The following is a 15,350-nucleotide window of genomic DNA, read 5'->3' on the forward strand; positions in this document are numbered from 1 at the left end:
GGGCATGTCGGTACTGCGCGCGATACTCGAATTACAAGGATCTCTGGACACCGCGACCGTCCGGACCGGCGACCCGCGCGTCGCCGAGATTGCCGACCGATTCCTCCCCGGCAGCTCGTCGACCCCGGAATGGTACCGGGAACTGCTCGCGTTCATGCTCCCCGGCGCCCCGCAGGTCGACGCCGATCCCACCAACGCGATCCTGGCACTGCAGGAGACGGACTCCACACCGACCGTGCCGGAGCAGGCGCGATTGATCTATGCCCTGGGCGCGGTGATTCACCTGACCAGCAACGTCCCCGACGGTGTCGTGCTGCCGTTCGACGACCCCACCACCGGGCCGGCCAGGAGTGCTCTGATCTCGTTGCTCGGTCCGACGTCCCCCGAACCATCCGGCTCGCAACGTCCGGCCGACCCTCAGACGCTCCAGCACGAAGGGGACGAACTGCAAACAATCATCGGTCTTTTCGACCAGCAGTTCACCGGATGGCAGGATTGGGACGACGTCGCGCAGCAGCTCGTCGCGCTGGGGGTGCTCTCCGCCGACGCCGCCGCGGTGCCGCTCTGCCGGCCGTCGGTGGTGTCGATCGGCGGGCGGGACGCGATCGTCGTCGACACGGATTTCACCTCCCAGGAGGTATCCCTCAATCAGGTCAAAGGCGTTGCCGATCCGCGGAATTGGGACGAGAACTACCCCGCCTTCTTCTGCCACATGGAGTACCGGAATCTGCGTCCCGACGGTTGGCGGCGGGTGCTGGAGACAGTGGGGATCTGTGCGTTCCCGCCGCCGATCGGCATCCAGCTTCACACCATGCTGAAGTTCTTCAAGACCACGGTGGATCTGCCCGGCAGCCACAGCGCGCGTCTGGACTACGACCTCAACGATCCGCTTCCGGATCCGGACAGCGACGGCCGCATCACGATCGACCGCGGCTACATCAACATGTGGGCCCCCCAGGGCAACCCCGACGTGCCGCCGGTGGCGGTGCGCACCCGCAAGGTGGTGCGTATCGAGGGTATGCGCGCCTTCACCCAGGGGCGGTTCGTCTGCATACTCGGATATGCTTACGCCACAATGGAAATGCTTTTCGGGTCGGCGAAGCGTCCGCCGGAAAAGGGCGAGTACCGCTGGCCGTGGCTCGACGCCCCCGACATCCCCGACAACGCAGCGCAGTCCTCGCCTGCGCAACCCCCGGACAACTCGGCGGCATCGACCGTCATCACGATGGCCGTCCAGTGCGTCGAGGACATGACCACCAGACATCTCGACGTGACCGACAAATGGATGTCGGGTCAGCTCACCCTGGCGGACCTGGCGCAGTACAGCGCCGAGGTCGGCGCGCGCATCGCCAGCGAGCCGTGGCGGATCATGCTGGCCCTGTCGAAGCCGAAGGGAGGCGCGAAATGACCGGCCCGACCAATCCCATCGACGCAAACAGGGCGACGACGCAGAAGCTCATCGAGGACACCAGCCGGCTCTGGAACACCGCCGCCGAACAGAGCGACTCGGCCGAAGGGCTGGGCATCGACGGCCGGATCGGTCTGGTACACGGTCTGATCGACGCGTGGGTCAAGGCATATGTGGCATTTCTGGAGACCCTCATCAAAGGCGGCGCCTGCCTTCCGGTGCCCTCGACGCTGGGCCCACCGCTGCCCTCTGAGGAGATCACCGTCGCACCAAGGACATTCCCGCGCACCCTGGAATTCGTCGGACCGCTGGTCCGGGTCGGCCTGCCCAAGGTCACGGTCCAGCCCCCCGCCGTGGCCTTCGACCCGCCGTTCCTGCCCGCAGGGATCGACAAGTTCCGGATCGTCCTCGTCGACCACAGGTTCATCGGCTCGAACTACGCGGGCACCGTGCGGCTGAGCAGTTCGGCCGGCGCGACGAACCTGTCGCCCCAGGATTTGGTGCCCGACGAGGTGTCGGTCACCGTCGGGCTGTGAGCGACGACGACGTCCACACCCCGATCGACGATCTGTTGACCAGGGCGGTACAGGCGATCAACCGTGGCGACCGGCGGACCGCCGACGCACTCGCCGACCAGGTTCTGGCCGTGGACGGGGATAACCAGCAGGCCGAGGATCTGCTCACCGCACCGGATGAGCAGGGTGAGATGCGCAGGCTGACCATCATGTTCGCCGACCTGGTCGACTCGACGGCGTTGTCCACCCGCGTCGAACCCGAGGTGTACCGCACGGTGATCGGGCGCTACCGCGAGGAGGTCGTCCGCCTCGTCGACCACTACGAAGGCCACATCGCGTCCGTCAAGGGCGATGGTCTGCTCGCACTCTTCGGGCATCCGAAGGCCCACGAGAACGACGCGCATCGCGCGGTGTACGCCGGCCTGGACATTGTCCGTGCGATAGCCGAACTCAGCGAGCGGGTGCGGCGCCGGTTCGGATTCGGCATCAGCGTGCGGGTGGGCATCCACCGCGGGCTGGTGTACCTCGACACCGTCCAGGACGACATCTACGGTCTGGGGGCGAATTTCGCCGCGCGGGTGTGCAGCGTGGCCGATCCCGGCTCGGTCGCGGTGTCCGAGTCGATCGAACTCGTCGTCCGTGACACCTTCCACACGGATGTGCGCGCGGCGCAGGCCGTGAAGGGCGTGCCCGAGCCCATCACGACGTTCCGCGTCACCGGGGAACGCGACGTGCTCGTCAGCACCACAGGGCCGCTCGTCGGCCGCGAGCCCGAACTGGAGCATTTGCGGTCGTGTTGGCAGCTGGCCCGACACCACACGCTCGGCACGCCCGGGGTCGCGTTCCAGGGTGAGGGGGGTGTGGGCAAGACGCGACTGGCCTACGCCGCGGTCGAGATGGCTGCGCGGGACGGCGCGGTGGTGCTCGGGTTGTTCGGATCCCCGTTCCACGCCGATGTCGGTCTGCGACCGGTGCGGCGACTTCTGGAGCGCCGCTGCGGGATCCAGCGCGAAAGCAACCCCGCCCAACGGCTGCGCGCCTTGGAGAACGAGGTGCTGCAGCGGTCGTTGAGCTCCGAGACGGTCGTCCCGCTGCTGGCACCCGTGTTGGGCATCCGGGCCGAGAGCGGGTACCAGGCCGTCCAATCCGAGGGTGCGAAGTTGTCGGCGCGCATCGCCGGTGCAGTCCAGGATTATCTGCGCGCCTGCATCGATTCCGGCCCGGCCCTCGTCCTTGCCGACGACGTGCACTGGTTCGACCCCGACACCGTTGCCGTCCTGAAGACGTTGCTCGGCATCGAGACCGGAAAGCTGATGGTGGTCATCACCGGCCGCACCCTGCCACCACTCGGTGACCGCGTCACCGAGTTCTCGGTGCAACCGCTCGACGAGGCCGAGGCCGACGAACTGGTCGGCAAGCTGCACCCCGAACTGTCCGGCGACGCGCGCCGGGCGGTCCGCGCGCGCTGCGACGGCATCCCGCTCTACATCGAAGAGGTCGTCGCGCGTCTGAAGGATCAGCCCAGGGGCGACATCCGGGCGACTGCGGTTCCCGACACACTCTATGAAGCCCTCTTCGCCCGCCTGCACACCGATCCCGACGCATTGCGCTTCGTGGGCGCTGCCGCGCTGATCGGCAGCAGGTTCGATCGGGGGCTGTTATCCCGGGTGCTGGGGCTCGACCTCGACGCGATCGAGGCGACTCTGACCGGCCTGGCACAAGCCAGGGTGGTCGAACCTGTCGACAAGGAGAGCTGGCGCTTTCGTCACGAACTGCTGCGCGAGGTGGCGGTCGAGGTGTCTCCCCCGACCGTGCGCCGCCGACTGCACAGCCGCATCGCCGACGCCCTCGTCGCCGGCGCCGATCGCGCCGACCCCGAATGGTCCTTGCTCGCCCAGCATTACGAGTCGGCGGCACGATACGGTGAGGCGGCCACCGCGTACGAGCACGCGTCGACCGACGCCCGCCGGCGCGGCGCGCTGACCGAGGCGCGGGCCCATCTGGCCAAGGCATTGGCCGATGTCGCCATGGACAAACCTGGCCCGGCCCGGGATCACCGTGAGATCGAACTTCGGTTGGAGTCAGGCCATCTCGCGTCCGCGGCACAGGGTCATTCCAGCCCGGAGGCGGTCGCCGAGTTCGAGCGTTGTCTGGAGCTCATCGGTCCGGATCCGTCACCTGAGCTCTACGCCACGTTGAATGCGTTGTGGATCTACTACACGGCCCGGGGGGACCTGCGCCGTAGCACCCAAGTCGCCGAGACGCTGCAGGCCAAGGTGGACAAGTCACCGAAAGCCGCACCGGGGATGGCCACCACCATGGGAATCTTGGCCGGTTTCCGTGGCGATTTCCACGGTGCGCGGAACATGCTGGAGAAGGCGGCGGCCTCTGTCCTGGACTCGTCGGCGCAGTCCTCGTTCACCTACTATGGCCCGAACGATCCGATCGGTGGCATGTACTCGTTCCTCGCCTTCGTGCGGTTCGTCCAGGGCGATCTGGACGGCGCCGAGGACGCTTTGAAACTCATGGAAGCGCGCAGCTTGGCGGTCGGATTCCCGAAGGGCGCCTTCAGTTTGTGCTACGGACGATCCATCGAGGCGCTGGTGCGATCTGAGTCCGGCCAGCCCGCTGTCTGCGCCGACCTCGCCTCCGGACTCGTCTCCCTGGCAAAGCAATACGACTTCGACGAATGGGTGATGGTCGGATGGAGCCAACAGAGTTCCGGACTCGCGATGGCCGCGCTCGCCGACGGCCGGACCGATCGCGCCGTCCTGGAACCTCACATCGAGACAATGCGGACGGTCGTCCGGACGTGGCGGGCCTTCGAGGTGATGACATTCCTCGCAATGTCCGATGCCGTGCTCGCCCGGCTGCTGATCGCTGTCGGTGATCTGGACGAGGCCCGTGAATGCCTCGATGTCTCGCTGAAGATGGGGCAGGACACCTGGATTCAGTTCTACGACGCCGAACTGCTGCGGCTTCGCGCGCAGACATTCCCCGACCAGCAGGCACGGCATGAACAGCTGCGCTCCTCGCTTGAGCTGGCCCGTAGACAAGGGTCCCATCTTCTCGGACTACGCTCTGCCATCGACGATTTCGTCCTCACGGGCGATGCCGCCCGGCATGCGCTGCGCGATGCGCTCCAGCGGCTGCCGGAAGATTCGGCACTGCCGGAGGTCTCGCGTGCCCGAACGCTGCTACGGTGACCCGGAAGCGGCAACGGGTCGCCGTCCTCGGCGGCGGCATGGCGGGTCTGACCGCAGCATGGCGGCTCAGCGAACCCGGGTGGCGGGACCGTTTCGAGTCCATCACGGTGTATCAGCGGGGGTGGCGGCTCGGCGGAAAGGCGGCATCGAGCCGCGGTGTGCACGGCCGTATCGAAGAGCACGGCCTGCACGTGTGGCTGGGATGCTATGAGAACGCCTTTGCGGTACTACGGGAGTGCTACGCCGAACTCGACCGCGCCACAACGGATCCAAACTCGCCGATCCAGTCCTGGGACGATGCCTTGGTGCCGGCGCACTCGTTGGGTATCGCCGAGCGGTCGGGCGAGCGCTGGCTGGTGTGGCCCGGCCGGCTCGCCGCCGACAGCGAACTACCGGGCGAACCGGACTCGACCGGCACCGAGTTCACTGCTGTCGACTTCGCGCTGCGCGCCATGGCGCTCGTCGTCGCCTTCGTCGACTCGCTCACCACGTCGGCCGATGCGTCGTCACCCACCGGAGAGCTGACACGACAACTCGAGGCGATCCGCAGCGTGGCGACCGTGGTCCTGACGGGTCTGATCAAGACGCCGGCACCGCTGACCGTGCCCGCCGACATCCTGCTTCGCGCCCAGGACGTGATCGCCGACGCTCTCGACCACGACCAGCCTCTCGAGACCCGTCGGCTGTTACTGCTGGTCTCGATGGAGACCGCCGTGGTGCACGGCATCATCGCCGACGGTCTCGTAACCGACCCGAAGGGATTCCGCACCATCAACGACGAGGATTTCTGCACGTGGATCACCCGGCACGGCGCACACCCGGGTGTCGTCGATTTCCCCCTCGTGCGCGGACTGTACGACATCGTCTTCGGCTACGAGGACGGCGACGTCGGACGGCCCGCACTGGCCGCCGGTGTCGCCGTCCTGCTGACCGGCATCGCGCTGTTCCAGTACAAGGGGGCGTTCTTCTGGAAGATGACCGCCGGTATGGGCGACATCGTCATCGCCCCCATGTACCAGGTGCTGCGGCGGCGCGGAGTGCGGTTCGAGTTTTTCCACCGCGTCGACTCCCTTCACCTGGACGGATCGCGGCAGGCCGTCGAGGCGGTGACGGTGGGGCGGCAGGCCCGGTTGGCCGGGGGTGTCACCGAATACGAACCGCTCACCAGGGTCGGTGGCCTGCCGGTGTTCCCGGCCCGTCCGCTGGCGCGACAGCTCGACGGCGGTGCGCGCGTCGACGATGCCGAGTCCCACTTCTGCGAGCGAGCCGATGTCGAAGTCCGGGTGCTGCGCCGGGGTGTCGAGTTCGACTCGGTCGTGCTTGCCGTCTCACTCGGAATGGTCGAACTCGTGGCGGCCGAGCTCGTCGCGGACAACCCGCAGTGGCGTGACATGACCACGCATGTGCGCACCGTCGCCACGCAGGCATTCCAGCTGTGGCTGCGGCCCGAGGAGGCGGCTCTCGGGTGGGACCTTCCCGGTGTCACCACCAGCGGCTACGTCGCGCCATTCGACACCTGGGCGTCGATGCCGCAGACGCTGTGGGCCGAACAGTGGCCCGACCACGACCGCCCCGGAACCGTGGCCTACTTCTGCGGTGCGTTGAACACTGTGTGGCCCAACACTGTTGAACCGGCAGATTACGTCGCCCAGTGCCGGCGGCAGACCCTCGACGGCGCCGTCGGTTATCTGGACAGCCATGTCGGGTTGTACCTTCCGGGCGCGGCCACCGCCGACGGCTTCGCCTGGCATCTGCTTGCCGGCAATGACGGGCTGTGCGGCATCGAGGCTCTGCAGACCCAGCACGTCAGCGTCAACATCGACCCGTCGGATCGATATGTGCTGTCTGTCCCCGGTTCCGACAGATATCGGCTCCGTTCCGACGAGAGCGGCTACGACAACCTCGTCCTCGCCGGCGACTGGACCGATACCGGTCTGAACGCCGGATGCATCGAAGCGGCGGTCATCTCGGGCCTGCAAGCCGCCAACGCGCTTCTCGGCCGCGGCCAGCGGCACCGTATCCGCGGGTTCTTCATGCCCTGACGCTCAGTCCAGCCGCGCGACGTCGAACGTCACCCCGGCCGCGCGCAGCCGCGCAGCCAGCACCTCGCCCATCGCCGAGGCCGGCGTCAGCACCCCGGCGCGGTCCGGCAGCCGGTCCCGCTCGAAGGCGAGTGCGAGCGCGCCCTCTCCCAACAGCACTGCAGTGGAGGCATATCCGGGATCGGCGCGCTGGCCCATCCGGGCCACATACCGCCTGCCGTCGCTGGTGACGGCGTACGTCTCGACTCGGTAGTGGCCGGTGCCCGTGTCGTCACGCGAACCGACCGTCGTCCGTGAGGTCATGGCTTCCAGAACGCCGGGAGGGATCATCTGCAAGTACGGGCCGCCGAGTGTGGCCGCGGCGCTGATGGTCGCATTGGTCATCAGCGCCATCACCGGCGCCGCCGCCGAGCAGCCCATGCTGGCGGCCTCGCGGTAGCGGAACCGCCGCCCGTACCTCCAGTTCAGCAAGGCATTGCTGCGGCGCACGCACCGGGTGTTGTAGAGCGCCATCAGATATCCGCTGGTCCACAGTCCCGCCAGTTCGGGCGCGAGCTCCTCCCCCCGCTGCAACGACAGATCGGGCTGCGGGCCCAGATCAGGCTCGGCAGAACGGTTGGGGCTCAGGCTGTACGGATCGTCGAGGAGTTGCCGCATGTCAGGGTCACCGGAGCCCGCGCGCATCAGGGACAGCATGGTTTCCACGCTCCCCCGCGAGAATCCGGCGGCGTAGTTCGCCGACCTCAATACGCACGTGGTGTCGCCCAGCTCGCCGCCGCCGTCGGCGGTCAGCTGACGGTGCAGCGCGTAGACGGTCAAGTCCGACGGGACCGAGTCGAAGCCGCACGAATGCACGATCCGGGCGCCGGTGCCCGCCGCCGCCCGGTGACAGCGGTCGATGCTGGTGCGGACGAACGGGATCTCGCCGGCCACGTCGACGTAGTCGGTGCCTGTCGAGGCGCACGCTTGAACCAGCGGCAGACCGAGACGACCGTACGGGCCGACCGTGCTGACGACCAGCCCCGACCTGACCACGATCTGGGCGAGCCGTGCCGGATCGGTCAGGTCGGTGCGCAGCAGGGGCCAGTCCGCGGCCGGCGCCCCCAGCGCTTCCCGCAACGCGCCCAACCGCTGCTCCGACCGGCCCGCCAGACCGATGCGCGCGTCCGGCCAGGCGGCGGCGAGGTATCGGGCCGTCAGCGTGCCGACGGACCCGGTGGCCCCGAAGAGCACGATGTCGAGGTCGCGGCCGGCCCGCATGGTGGCGACGCTACCGCAGCGGTGCTGCCGCCGCCGGGGACTCGTGACGCCGAGTTCCGGTGCGTCTTCGCCCATCCGAGGGCGCGACCGACTTGGATGGGCCCATGGCCGACATCAGCCGCCGTCGTTGCGTTCCCTCCGCCCCCGAGGAGGTGTGGGGGTTGCTCGCCGATTTCGGCGCGCTGGCCACATGGGCCGACGACGTCGACCATTGCTGCCTGCTCAACGGCGACGAGGGTTCGGGACCTGTCGGGCTGGCCCGCCGAGTTCAGCGCGGCCGCCAGACCTTCGTCGAGACGATCGTGGAATTCGACGCCCCACATGTCCTCGCCTACCGGGTCGCCGGTGTGCCGAAGGGTTTCTCGGTGACCAACCGCTGGAACGTGGCGCGCGGGCCCGGGGACGCGACTACGGTGACCCTGACGAGCACGATCCGGTCGTCGCATCCCCTGTGGCGTCCCGTCGCCGAACGCGCTTTCGCGGGGTTGATGGCACGGAACTCGAGCAGGCTGCTCGACTCGCTGGCGAAGACCGTGGAAGGAACGGCATGACCTCCGAACGGCCCGACATCGTCGTCATCATGACCGACGAAGAGCGTGCGGTCCCGCCGTACGAGCCCGACGACCTCCGTATGTGGCGTGACCGGACGTTGAGCGGCCGAAAATGGTTTCACGACAACGGGGTCAGCTTCACGCGCCACTACACGGGCTCACTGGCCTGCGTGCCGTCCCGGCCTACCATCTTCACCGGCCAGTATCCCGATCTGCACGGCGTGACGCAGACCGACGGCATCGGGAAGGCCCATGATGATTCGCGGCTCAGATGGCTACGCCCCGGTGAAGTGCCCACCCTCGGGCACTGGCTGCGTGCCGCTGGTTATGACACCCACTATGACGGCAAGTGGCACATCTCGCACGCCGACCTCACCGACCCGCAGACCGGCAAGTCGCTGGCCACCAACGACGACGACGGGGCGGTCGACCAGGCCGCGGTGCGCCGCTACCTGGATGCCGATCCGCTGGACGCGTACGGGTTTTCGGGCTGGGTGGGCCCGGAACCGCATGGTGCCAAGCTGTCCAACGCGGGCATCCGCCGTGATCCGTTGATCGCCGACCGGGTGGTGGCCTGGCTCGAAGACCGCTACGCGCGACGCCGCGCGGGTGACCCCGCCGCTCTGCGACCGTTTCTCGTGGTGGCCAGCTTCGTCAATCCGCATGACATCGTCCTCTTTCCGGCCTGGGCACGCCGCAACCCGCTGCCCGCATCGCCGCTGGACCCTCCCCCGGTGCCGGCCGCGCCCACCGCGGACGAGGATCTGTCCGGCAAGCCCGCCGCCCAGATCGCGTTCCGCGAGGCGTACTACTCCGGCTACGGTCCGGCACGGTCCATCGAGCGGACCTACCGACGCAACGCCCAGCGCTACCGGGACCTCTACTACCGGTTGCACGCCGAAGTGGACACCCCGATCGACCGGGTGCGCCGCGCCGTCACCGAGGGCGGGACCGGAGCCGGACCCGACGACACCGTGCTGATTCGTACCGCCGATCACGGTGATCTGCTGGGCGCGCACGGTGGGCTGCACCAGAAGTGGTTCAACCTCTACGACGAGGCGACCCGGGTTCCGTTCGTCATCGCCCGGGTCGGCAGCCGCGCCACCATCGCGCGGAGCATCACAGCGCCGACGTCGCACGTCGATCTCGTTCCGACCGTGCTCTCGGCGGCCGGCGTCGACGTGGAGGCGGCCGCCGCCCTCCTGACGGAGTCGTTCTCCGAGGTTCATCCCCTGCCCGGCCGCGACCTCATGCCCGTCGTCGACGGTGACCGGCCCGACGACCACCGCGCGGTGTATCTGATGACGCGCGACAACATGCTGGAGGGCGACACCGGCGCCTCGGGGCTGGCCCGCGCCTTGAAGCTGACCTCGAATGTCCCTGCGCCGCTGCGTATCCGGATCCCAGCCCATACGGCCGCCAATTTCGAAGGGCTGGTGGTGAGGGTCGAGGAACAGGCGCCCGCGCCCGAGCGCGGGCATCTGTGGAAACTGGTGCGGTCGTTCGACGACCCGGGCACGTGGACCGAGCCGGGGGTTCGTCATCTCGCCGCCAACGGCATGGGCGGACCCGCCTATCGAACCGACCCGCTCGACGACCAATGGGAGCTCTACAACCTCACCGACGACCCGGTCGAGGAACACAACCGGTGGACCGATCCCGAATTGCACGAGCTGCGCGCCCACCTGCGCGCGCGACTGAAACAGATTCGCGCCGAATCGATTCCGGAGCGCAATGAGCCCTGGCCCTACGTCCGGCGACAGCCGCCGCAACGGGCCCCGTGGACACCGGCGCGCGCGTTGCGACGGCTGCGCCGGTGAATCACGTCCGAGCGAACTGCTTTTCGTTGTAGAGCCGCGCCCACTCGGCCCGCGGCCGGATGGACACGTCGACGTCGGCGGCCTTGGCGCGCAAGGCGCCCGCGGTGGCCTGCTCCTTCGGCGTCAGCTTGAACGGGTCCCAGCCGAAGAAGCGGCAGGAGTTCTCCCACGTGATCTTGTTGATGTCGGAATCCGAGGCGCCCGCGGCGTTCAGTTCGGCGAGCACCTGCTCCGGCGCGTCAGGCCAGAAGCAGTCCGAGTGCGGATAGTCGCACTCCCACGCGATGATGTCGATGCCGATCTCGTGACGCAGCTTCAGCGACGTCTTGTCGGTGACGTAGCAGGCCAGTGAATGCTCGCGGAACACCTCGCTGGGCAGCTTGTCGCCGAAGTCCCGGCGCAGCCACTTCTGGTTGGTGTAGTGCCGGTCGCTGCGGTCGAGGTAGAACGGGATCCAGCCGATGCCACCTTCGGAGAAGGCGAACTTCAGGTCCGGGTAGTTGCGCATCGCCGGGCCCCACAACAGGTCCTGTGCGCACATCGCCGAGACCTGGGTGGCCAGGATGATGAGATTGTCGATCGGGGCGTTGGGCGCCATGCTGATCGCTCCGAAGCCGGTGCCGATGTGCAGGCACATCACCACGTTCTCTTCGGAGAGGGTGCGGAACACCGGGCCCCAGTAGTCGTCATCGTGGTAGCTCGGAAGCCCTTCGAGGTGCGGCAGTTCCGGCATGGTCACCGCGCGGCAGCCCTTGGCGGCGACGCGGCGGATCTCGTTGCACATCGCCTCGGGGTTCCACGTGGGCAGGATCGCGATCGGGATGAAGCGATCGGGGTACGAACCGGCCCATTCGTCGATGTGCCAGTCGTTGTAGGCCGAGACCATCACCAGCGTGGCCTCTTCGCGGTGCATGTTCAGGTGGCGCGCGGAGAAGCCCGTGAACGTCGGGAAGCACATCGAGGCGAGGATCCCGTTGCGGTTCATGTCGCGCACCCGTTCGTGCACGTCGTACACGCCGGGACGCATTTCCGCGAACCCGGCCGGGTCACGGCCCCACTCCTCGGCCGGCCACGACACCACAGCGTTGAGGCCGCTGACTCCCTGTGGCCTGCCCTGGTACATCCACTGATCGACGCCCTTCTCGTCGGTGACGACGATCGGCGCCTCCTGCTTGTACTTCTCCGGCACGTGACGCAGAAACATGTCCGGCGGCTCCACCACGTGGTCGTCGATGCTCACCAGTATCAGGTCGTCTTTGTGCACTGTCGCTCCTCACATCTGCGCGTATAGCTCCAGTAGTACCGTCTGAAGGCGTGACCGTCTCTGCGTCTTCGGACAGACTCTTGCCCGAATCGGCCAATGTGGTGCGGCGCCGCGTGATCGATCTGCGTCGTGGCGGCCGGGCACTGGGTGGCAGCTATCTGTACGAGGGCGATGCCCTGATCACCGGGTGGCACTCCCATGACGTGCACCAGATCGAGTACGCGTTGCATGGCGTCGTCGAGGTGGAGACCGACTCGGCGCATTACCTGCTTCCGCCTCAGCAGGCGGCCTGGATCCCGGCCGGACTGGAGCACCAGGCGGTGATGAACCCCGACGTGAAGACGGTGGCGGTGATGTTCGACCGCACCCTGATCCCCGACGGCGGCGACCGGGCCCGGATCCTGGCGGTGTCGCCGTTGATCCGCGAGATGATGATCTACGGGCTGCGCTGGCCCATCGACAGGCGCGGACGGGCCGCAGAAGACGAAGCCGTTTCCGACGGCTTCTTCCGGACCCTGGCGGCGTTGGTCGGCGAGGCGCTCGACCACGAGGCGCCACTGAGCCTGCCCACGTCGGACCATCCGATCGTCGCGGCGGCCATGGAGTACACCAAGAACCACCTCGACACCGCGACGAGCGAAGACGTCAGCCGCGCAGTGTCGGTCTCGGAGCGCACCCTGCGTCGGCTGTTCGCAGACTCGCTCGGATTACCTTGGCGCACTTACCTTCTACATGCCCGAATGCTGCGCGCGATGGCTCTGCTGGCCGGGCCGGCGCAGAGCGTGCAGGAGACGGCGACCGCGGTCGGCTTCGACAGCGTCAGCTCCTTCACCCGCGCCTTCACCCACTTCTGCGGAGAAACGCCGTCGGCATACCGCCGGAGAGTCGCCGACACCTCCTGAAGATCAGTCGGCCTCGGGACGTCGGAACAGTCCTTCGCGCAACAGCGAGTCCACGGCGGCCTGCCACCGCAGAAGCTGGTTCGGCGAGATCAGCGGTTCCGCCAGATGCCGGTCGAGATGTGAGTGGAGGCTGATCGCGCCGAGGGCGAGTACCAGGCCGTTGATCGCCGCCCACGTGACGTCGACATCCGGACGAAGCTCACCGCGATCCTTGCGTTGCTGCCACCGCGCCACGCCGGCGCTGAAGAGTGTGTCGAAGATCTTCGCGCCGACGGGGCTTCCGTCGACGAGGGCACGCCCGAGGTAGGCGGCGACCTCGGGGTTCCCACTGAAGAGCGAGCTGATTCTGCTGCCAATCTCGGCGACGGAGTCCGCGGGCGGCTCCGATAGGGGCCGGCTGAAGGTCTCCCCGATCAGCGCCAGCACGTAATCGTCGACAGCGCTGATCAAGCCGGCTTTCGTGGCGAAATGATGCTGCACCAGGCCCAGCGACACTCCGGCCGCCGCAGCCACACCCCGCATCGTGGTCCCGGCGGCGCCGTTTGCTGCGAGACTGCGCAGCGCCGCGGCGCGGATCTTCTCCACGTTGCGCGGCTCGTCTGCGCCGGTCCGACCCACCTCTGACACCACAGTGTTCACCGTAGACAACACCGTCACCAGCGAACTCGACAATACGGCGGTATTGCTTTTACGGTACAAACGTATTGAGTGAGAACGGAAAGGAAGGGCAGGTGTCCATGAGCTCGATACGAGTCGACGAGGAAGCGTGGACCGCGCCCTGCACGCGCGATCCGGACCGCTGGATGGTCACCGCCGACGAAGGGGCCAAGTCGCTGTGCCGCGCCTGCCCGCGACGCTGGCAGTGTGCGCGCGACGCGTGTGTGACGCCGGGGGCCGTGGGCCTGTGGGCGGGGATCGTGCTCCCGGAGGGCGGCCGGAACCGGCAATTCGCCCTCAGACAACTGCGTTCGCTGGCCGAACGCAACGGGTTCTCGGCCACGAAGCGGTGATCAGCGGTTCTGCGTGGTGACGGCCGAGGACTGCCCCGACGACGAGATGAAGTCCTCCAGCAGATCCACCACGTCGGTCGGTTTCTCGACGTGGGGAAAGTGACCGACGCCGAGGAGGACCTCCAGGCGACAGCCCGGCCGCAGCCGGTCGAGCTCATAGCCGTGTTCGACGGGAATGATGTGGTCCTGATCGCCCCAGATCACCATCAGCGGCAGTTCCGAGGTCAGGTGCAGGCGGTTCAACGCGCTCACGGCTTGACCGCGGTAATCCACGACGGACCGCAACGTGCGCAGGAACGCCTGCCGGGTCTGTGGATCAGACAGAGACGAGTAGGCGCTCCACATCTCGGCTCCCCGGGGTGACTGGATGTTCGCGGCGGACAACCAGCTACGGACCTTGTTGCCGAGTCGCACCACGGGCGAGGGGGCGATGACCGGCAGGAGCAGTTCGGCGCCCGGCGCCGACAGCAGGCGCAACGTCCAGCCCACGTCCTGGCCGAGGCCGCCGCTGCGGATGAGCACCAGCCGTCGGCAGTAGTCGGGGTGCTGGTAGACGAACTGCATGGCCACCCCGCCGCCAAGTGACTGACCCACGACGGTGACCTGCGTGACGCCGAGTTCGTCGAGCAGGTCCCGAAGCCCCACGGCGAACGCGCCCAAGGAGTAGTCGCTGCGCGGCTTGGCGGACTGACCGTGACCGAGAAGACCCGGGGCGATCACCCGGTACCGCTTCGCGAGCTGGGGCAGGACCGCGCGCCAGGTATCGGAGCTGCCGGCCATGCCGTGCAGCAGCAGCAAGGTCTCCTCGCCGCGACCGACGTCCCGGTACGCGACGCGATCACCGTGCAGATCCAGGTACTTCAAATCGGTCATCAGGCGTATGTCCCCCATCCGTGACGTAATACTCGCCATGGTCGCAGAGGATCCGCGCCGGCACGCCCTGTCGTGCGCATCCCGACCCGTGGCATCAGAAGGTGAGCAGCATCACCAGAGTGGTGGCGAAGCGAAAGAGGTTTCGCGGCCTCGCGGCGGGGTAATTATCGGCCCAGTCGAGCGCGTCGAGGTCGAGAAGGAGAAGTCATGGCCGACAGGGCCGGAGGCACCCCCAGTTCGGACGATCCGTTCAACGAGACCGTCGCCACCACGGGCCTCTTCCTGATCATCACCGCGATCATCTCGCTGGCCTTTGCCGTCGCCAGCTGGGGACTCTCGGAGACCGTGATCGCGGTCTTCGCCGGGGCCATCGCGGTCGTGAGCTTCACCGCGAGCATCCTGTGCTTCAAGAATCAGGCGGGCGACGCCGCGCCGGCCGCGGTCGAAGCGTCTGCCTGATCTTCCTCCGGTCGGCGAACGTTCCGGGCCCTCTTTGGCG

The 15,350-nt window shown here is 67.7% G+C and carries 13 protein-coding genes; 9 read left to right on the plus strand and 4 right to left on the minus strand.

The window, feature by feature from the left end; genetic code table 11:
• Positions 1 to 4: 4 nt before the first annotated feature.
• Genes ACXMYJ_RS10420 through ACXMYJ_RS10435 form a run of 4 tightly spaced genes read left to right on the plus strand, consistent with a single transcriptional unit; the run spans position 5 to position 7,171 of the window.
• A complete protein-coding gene (locus tag ACXMYJ_RS10420; protein WP_460355922.1) occupies positions 5 to 1,408 on the plus strand; it encodes a hypothetical protein in 1,404 nt (467 codons plus the stop codon).
• On the plus strand, positions 1,405 to 1,944 hold the full coding sequence (locus ACXMYJ_RS10425; protein ID WP_260754577.1) for a hypothetical protein: 540 nt from the start codon (positions 1,405 to 1,407) through the stop codon (positions 1,942 to 1,944). The genes ACXMYJ_RS10420 and ACXMYJ_RS10425 overlap by 4 nt, the downstream gene beginning before the upstream one ends.
• The gene (locus ACXMYJ_RS10430; RefSeq protein WP_460355925.1) at positions 1,941 to 5,129 is read left to right on the plus strand and encodes an ATP-binding protein; all 3,189 of its coding nucleotides are present in this window, start codon (positions 1,941 to 1,943) and stop codon (positions 5,127 to 5,129) included. Before ACXMYJ_RS10425 ends, ACXMYJ_RS10430 begins: the two co-directional genes overlap by 4 nt.
• A complete protein-coding gene (locus ACXMYJ_RS10435; RefSeq protein ID WP_460355927.1) occupies positions 5,126 to 7,171 on the plus strand; it encodes an FAD-dependent oxidoreductase in 2,046 nt (681 codons plus the stop codon). The genes ACXMYJ_RS10430 and ACXMYJ_RS10435 overlap by 4 nt, the downstream gene beginning before the upstream one ends.
• A gap of 3 nt (positions 7,172 to 7,174) precedes the next feature.
• On the opposite strand, the gene ACXMYJ_RS10440 is transcribed toward ACXMYJ_RS10435, so the two are convergent.
• A complete protein-coding gene (locus ACXMYJ_RS10440; protein WP_260754581.1) occupies positions 7,175 to 8,431 on the minus strand; it encodes a saccharopine dehydrogenase family protein in 1,257 nt (418 codons plus the stop codon).
• 104 nt (positions 8,432 to 8,535) lie between these two features.
• On the opposite strand from ACXMYJ_RS10440, the gene ACXMYJ_RS10445 reads away from it, so the two are divergent.
• Positions 8,536 to 8,982 (plus strand): SRPBCC family protein, encoded by a 447-nt coding sequence (locus ACXMYJ_RS10445; protein ID WP_460355930.1) that lies wholly within the window; start codon positions 8,536 to 8,538, stop codon positions 8,980 to 8,982.
• On the plus strand, positions 8,979 to 10,802 hold the full coding sequence (locus ACXMYJ_RS10450; protein ID WP_460355932.1) for a sulfatase-like hydrolase/transferase: 1,824 nt from the start codon (positions 8,979 to 8,981) through the stop codon (positions 10,800 to 10,802). The genes ACXMYJ_RS10445 and ACXMYJ_RS10450 overlap by 4 nt, the downstream gene beginning before the upstream one ends.
• A gap of 1 nt (position 10,803) precedes the next feature.
• On the opposite strand, the gene ACXMYJ_RS10455 is transcribed toward ACXMYJ_RS10450, so the two are convergent.
• Positions 10,804 to 12,066: an amidohydrolase family protein gene (locus tag ACXMYJ_RS10455; protein WP_260754584.1), complete on the minus strand. Its 1,263-nt coding sequence runs from the start codon at positions 12,064 to 12,066 to the stop codon at positions 10,804 to 10,806.
• 50 nt (positions 12,067 to 12,116) lie between these two features.
• On the opposite strand from ACXMYJ_RS10455, the gene ACXMYJ_RS10460 reads away from it, so the two are divergent.
• Positions 12,117 to 12,968 (plus strand): AraC family transcriptional regulator, encoded by an 852-nt coding sequence (locus tag ACXMYJ_RS10460; protein ID WP_460355936.1) that lies wholly within the window; start codon positions 12,117 to 12,119, stop codon positions 12,966 to 12,968.
• A gap of 3 nt (positions 12,969 to 12,971) precedes the next feature.
• Here ACXMYJ_RS10460 and ACXMYJ_RS10465 read toward each other — a convergent pair whose 3' ends face one another.
• Complete coding sequence (locus tag ACXMYJ_RS10465; protein ID WP_443188536.1) at positions 12,972 to 13,598, minus strand: TetR/AcrR family transcriptional regulator; 627 nt, start codon at positions 13,596 to 13,598, stop codon at positions 12,972 to 12,974.
• Between the two features lie 107 nt (positions 13,599 to 13,705).
• On the opposite strand from ACXMYJ_RS10465, the gene ACXMYJ_RS10470 reads away from it, so the two are divergent.
• Entirely contained in the window at positions 13,706 to 13,978 is a 273-nt protein-coding gene (locus ACXMYJ_RS10470) for a WhiB family transcriptional regulator (protein ID WP_260754586.1), read from the plus strand.
• Here the strand turns inward: ACXMYJ_RS10470 and ACXMYJ_RS10475 are convergent, their stop codons facing one another.
• Complete coding sequence (locus tag ACXMYJ_RS10475) at positions 13,979 to 14,851, minus strand: alpha/beta fold hydrolase (protein ID WP_460355939.1); 873 nt, start codon at positions 14,849 to 14,851, stop codon at positions 13,979 to 13,981.
• A gap of 207 nt (positions 14,852 to 15,058) precedes the next feature.
• On the opposite strand from ACXMYJ_RS10475, the gene ACXMYJ_RS10480 reads away from it, so the two are divergent.
• Entirely contained in the window at positions 15,059 to 15,310 is a 252-nt protein-coding gene (locus ACXMYJ_RS10480) for a hypothetical protein (protein WP_260754587.1), read from the plus strand.
• Positions 15,311 to 15,350 lie beyond the last annotated feature (40 nt).

The organism is Mycobacterium sp. ZZG, assembly GCF_054786995.1.

Excerpts from the sequence above, each read along its gene's own strand:
- ACXMYJ_RS10420 (WP_460355922.1), top strand. The coding sequence starts at position 5 with ATGTCGGTACTGCGCGCGATACTCGAATTACAAGGATCTCTGGACACC.
- ACXMYJ_RS10425 (WP_260754577.1), top strand. The coding sequence starts at position 1,405 with ATGACCGGCCCGACCAATCCCATCGACGCAAACAGGGCGACGACGCAG.
- ACXMYJ_RS10440 (WP_260754581.1), bottom strand. The coding sequence starts at position 8,431 with ATGCGGGCCGGCCGCGACCTCGACATCGTGCTCTTCGGGGCCACCGGG.
- ACXMYJ_RS10445 (WP_460355930.1), top strand. The coding sequence starts at position 8,536 with ATGGCCGACATCAGCCGCCGTCGTTGCGTTCCCTCCGCCCCCGAGGAG.
- ACXMYJ_RS10450 (WP_460355932.1), top strand. The coding sequence starts at position 8,979 with ATGACCTCCGAACGGCCCGACATCGTCGTCATCATGACCGACGAAGAG.
- ACXMYJ_RS10470 (WP_260754586.1), top strand. The coding sequence starts at position 13,706 with ATGAGCTCGATACGAGTCGACGAGGAAGCGTGGACCGCGCCCTGCACG.
- ACXMYJ_RS10475 (WP_460355939.1), bottom strand. The coding sequence starts at position 14,851 with ATGACCGATTTGAAGTACCTGGATCTGCACGGTGATCGCGTCGCGTAC.
- ACXMYJ_RS10480 (WP_260754587.1), top strand. The coding sequence starts at position 15,059 with ATGGCCGACAGGGCCGGAGGCACCCCCAGTTCGGACGATCCGTTCAAC.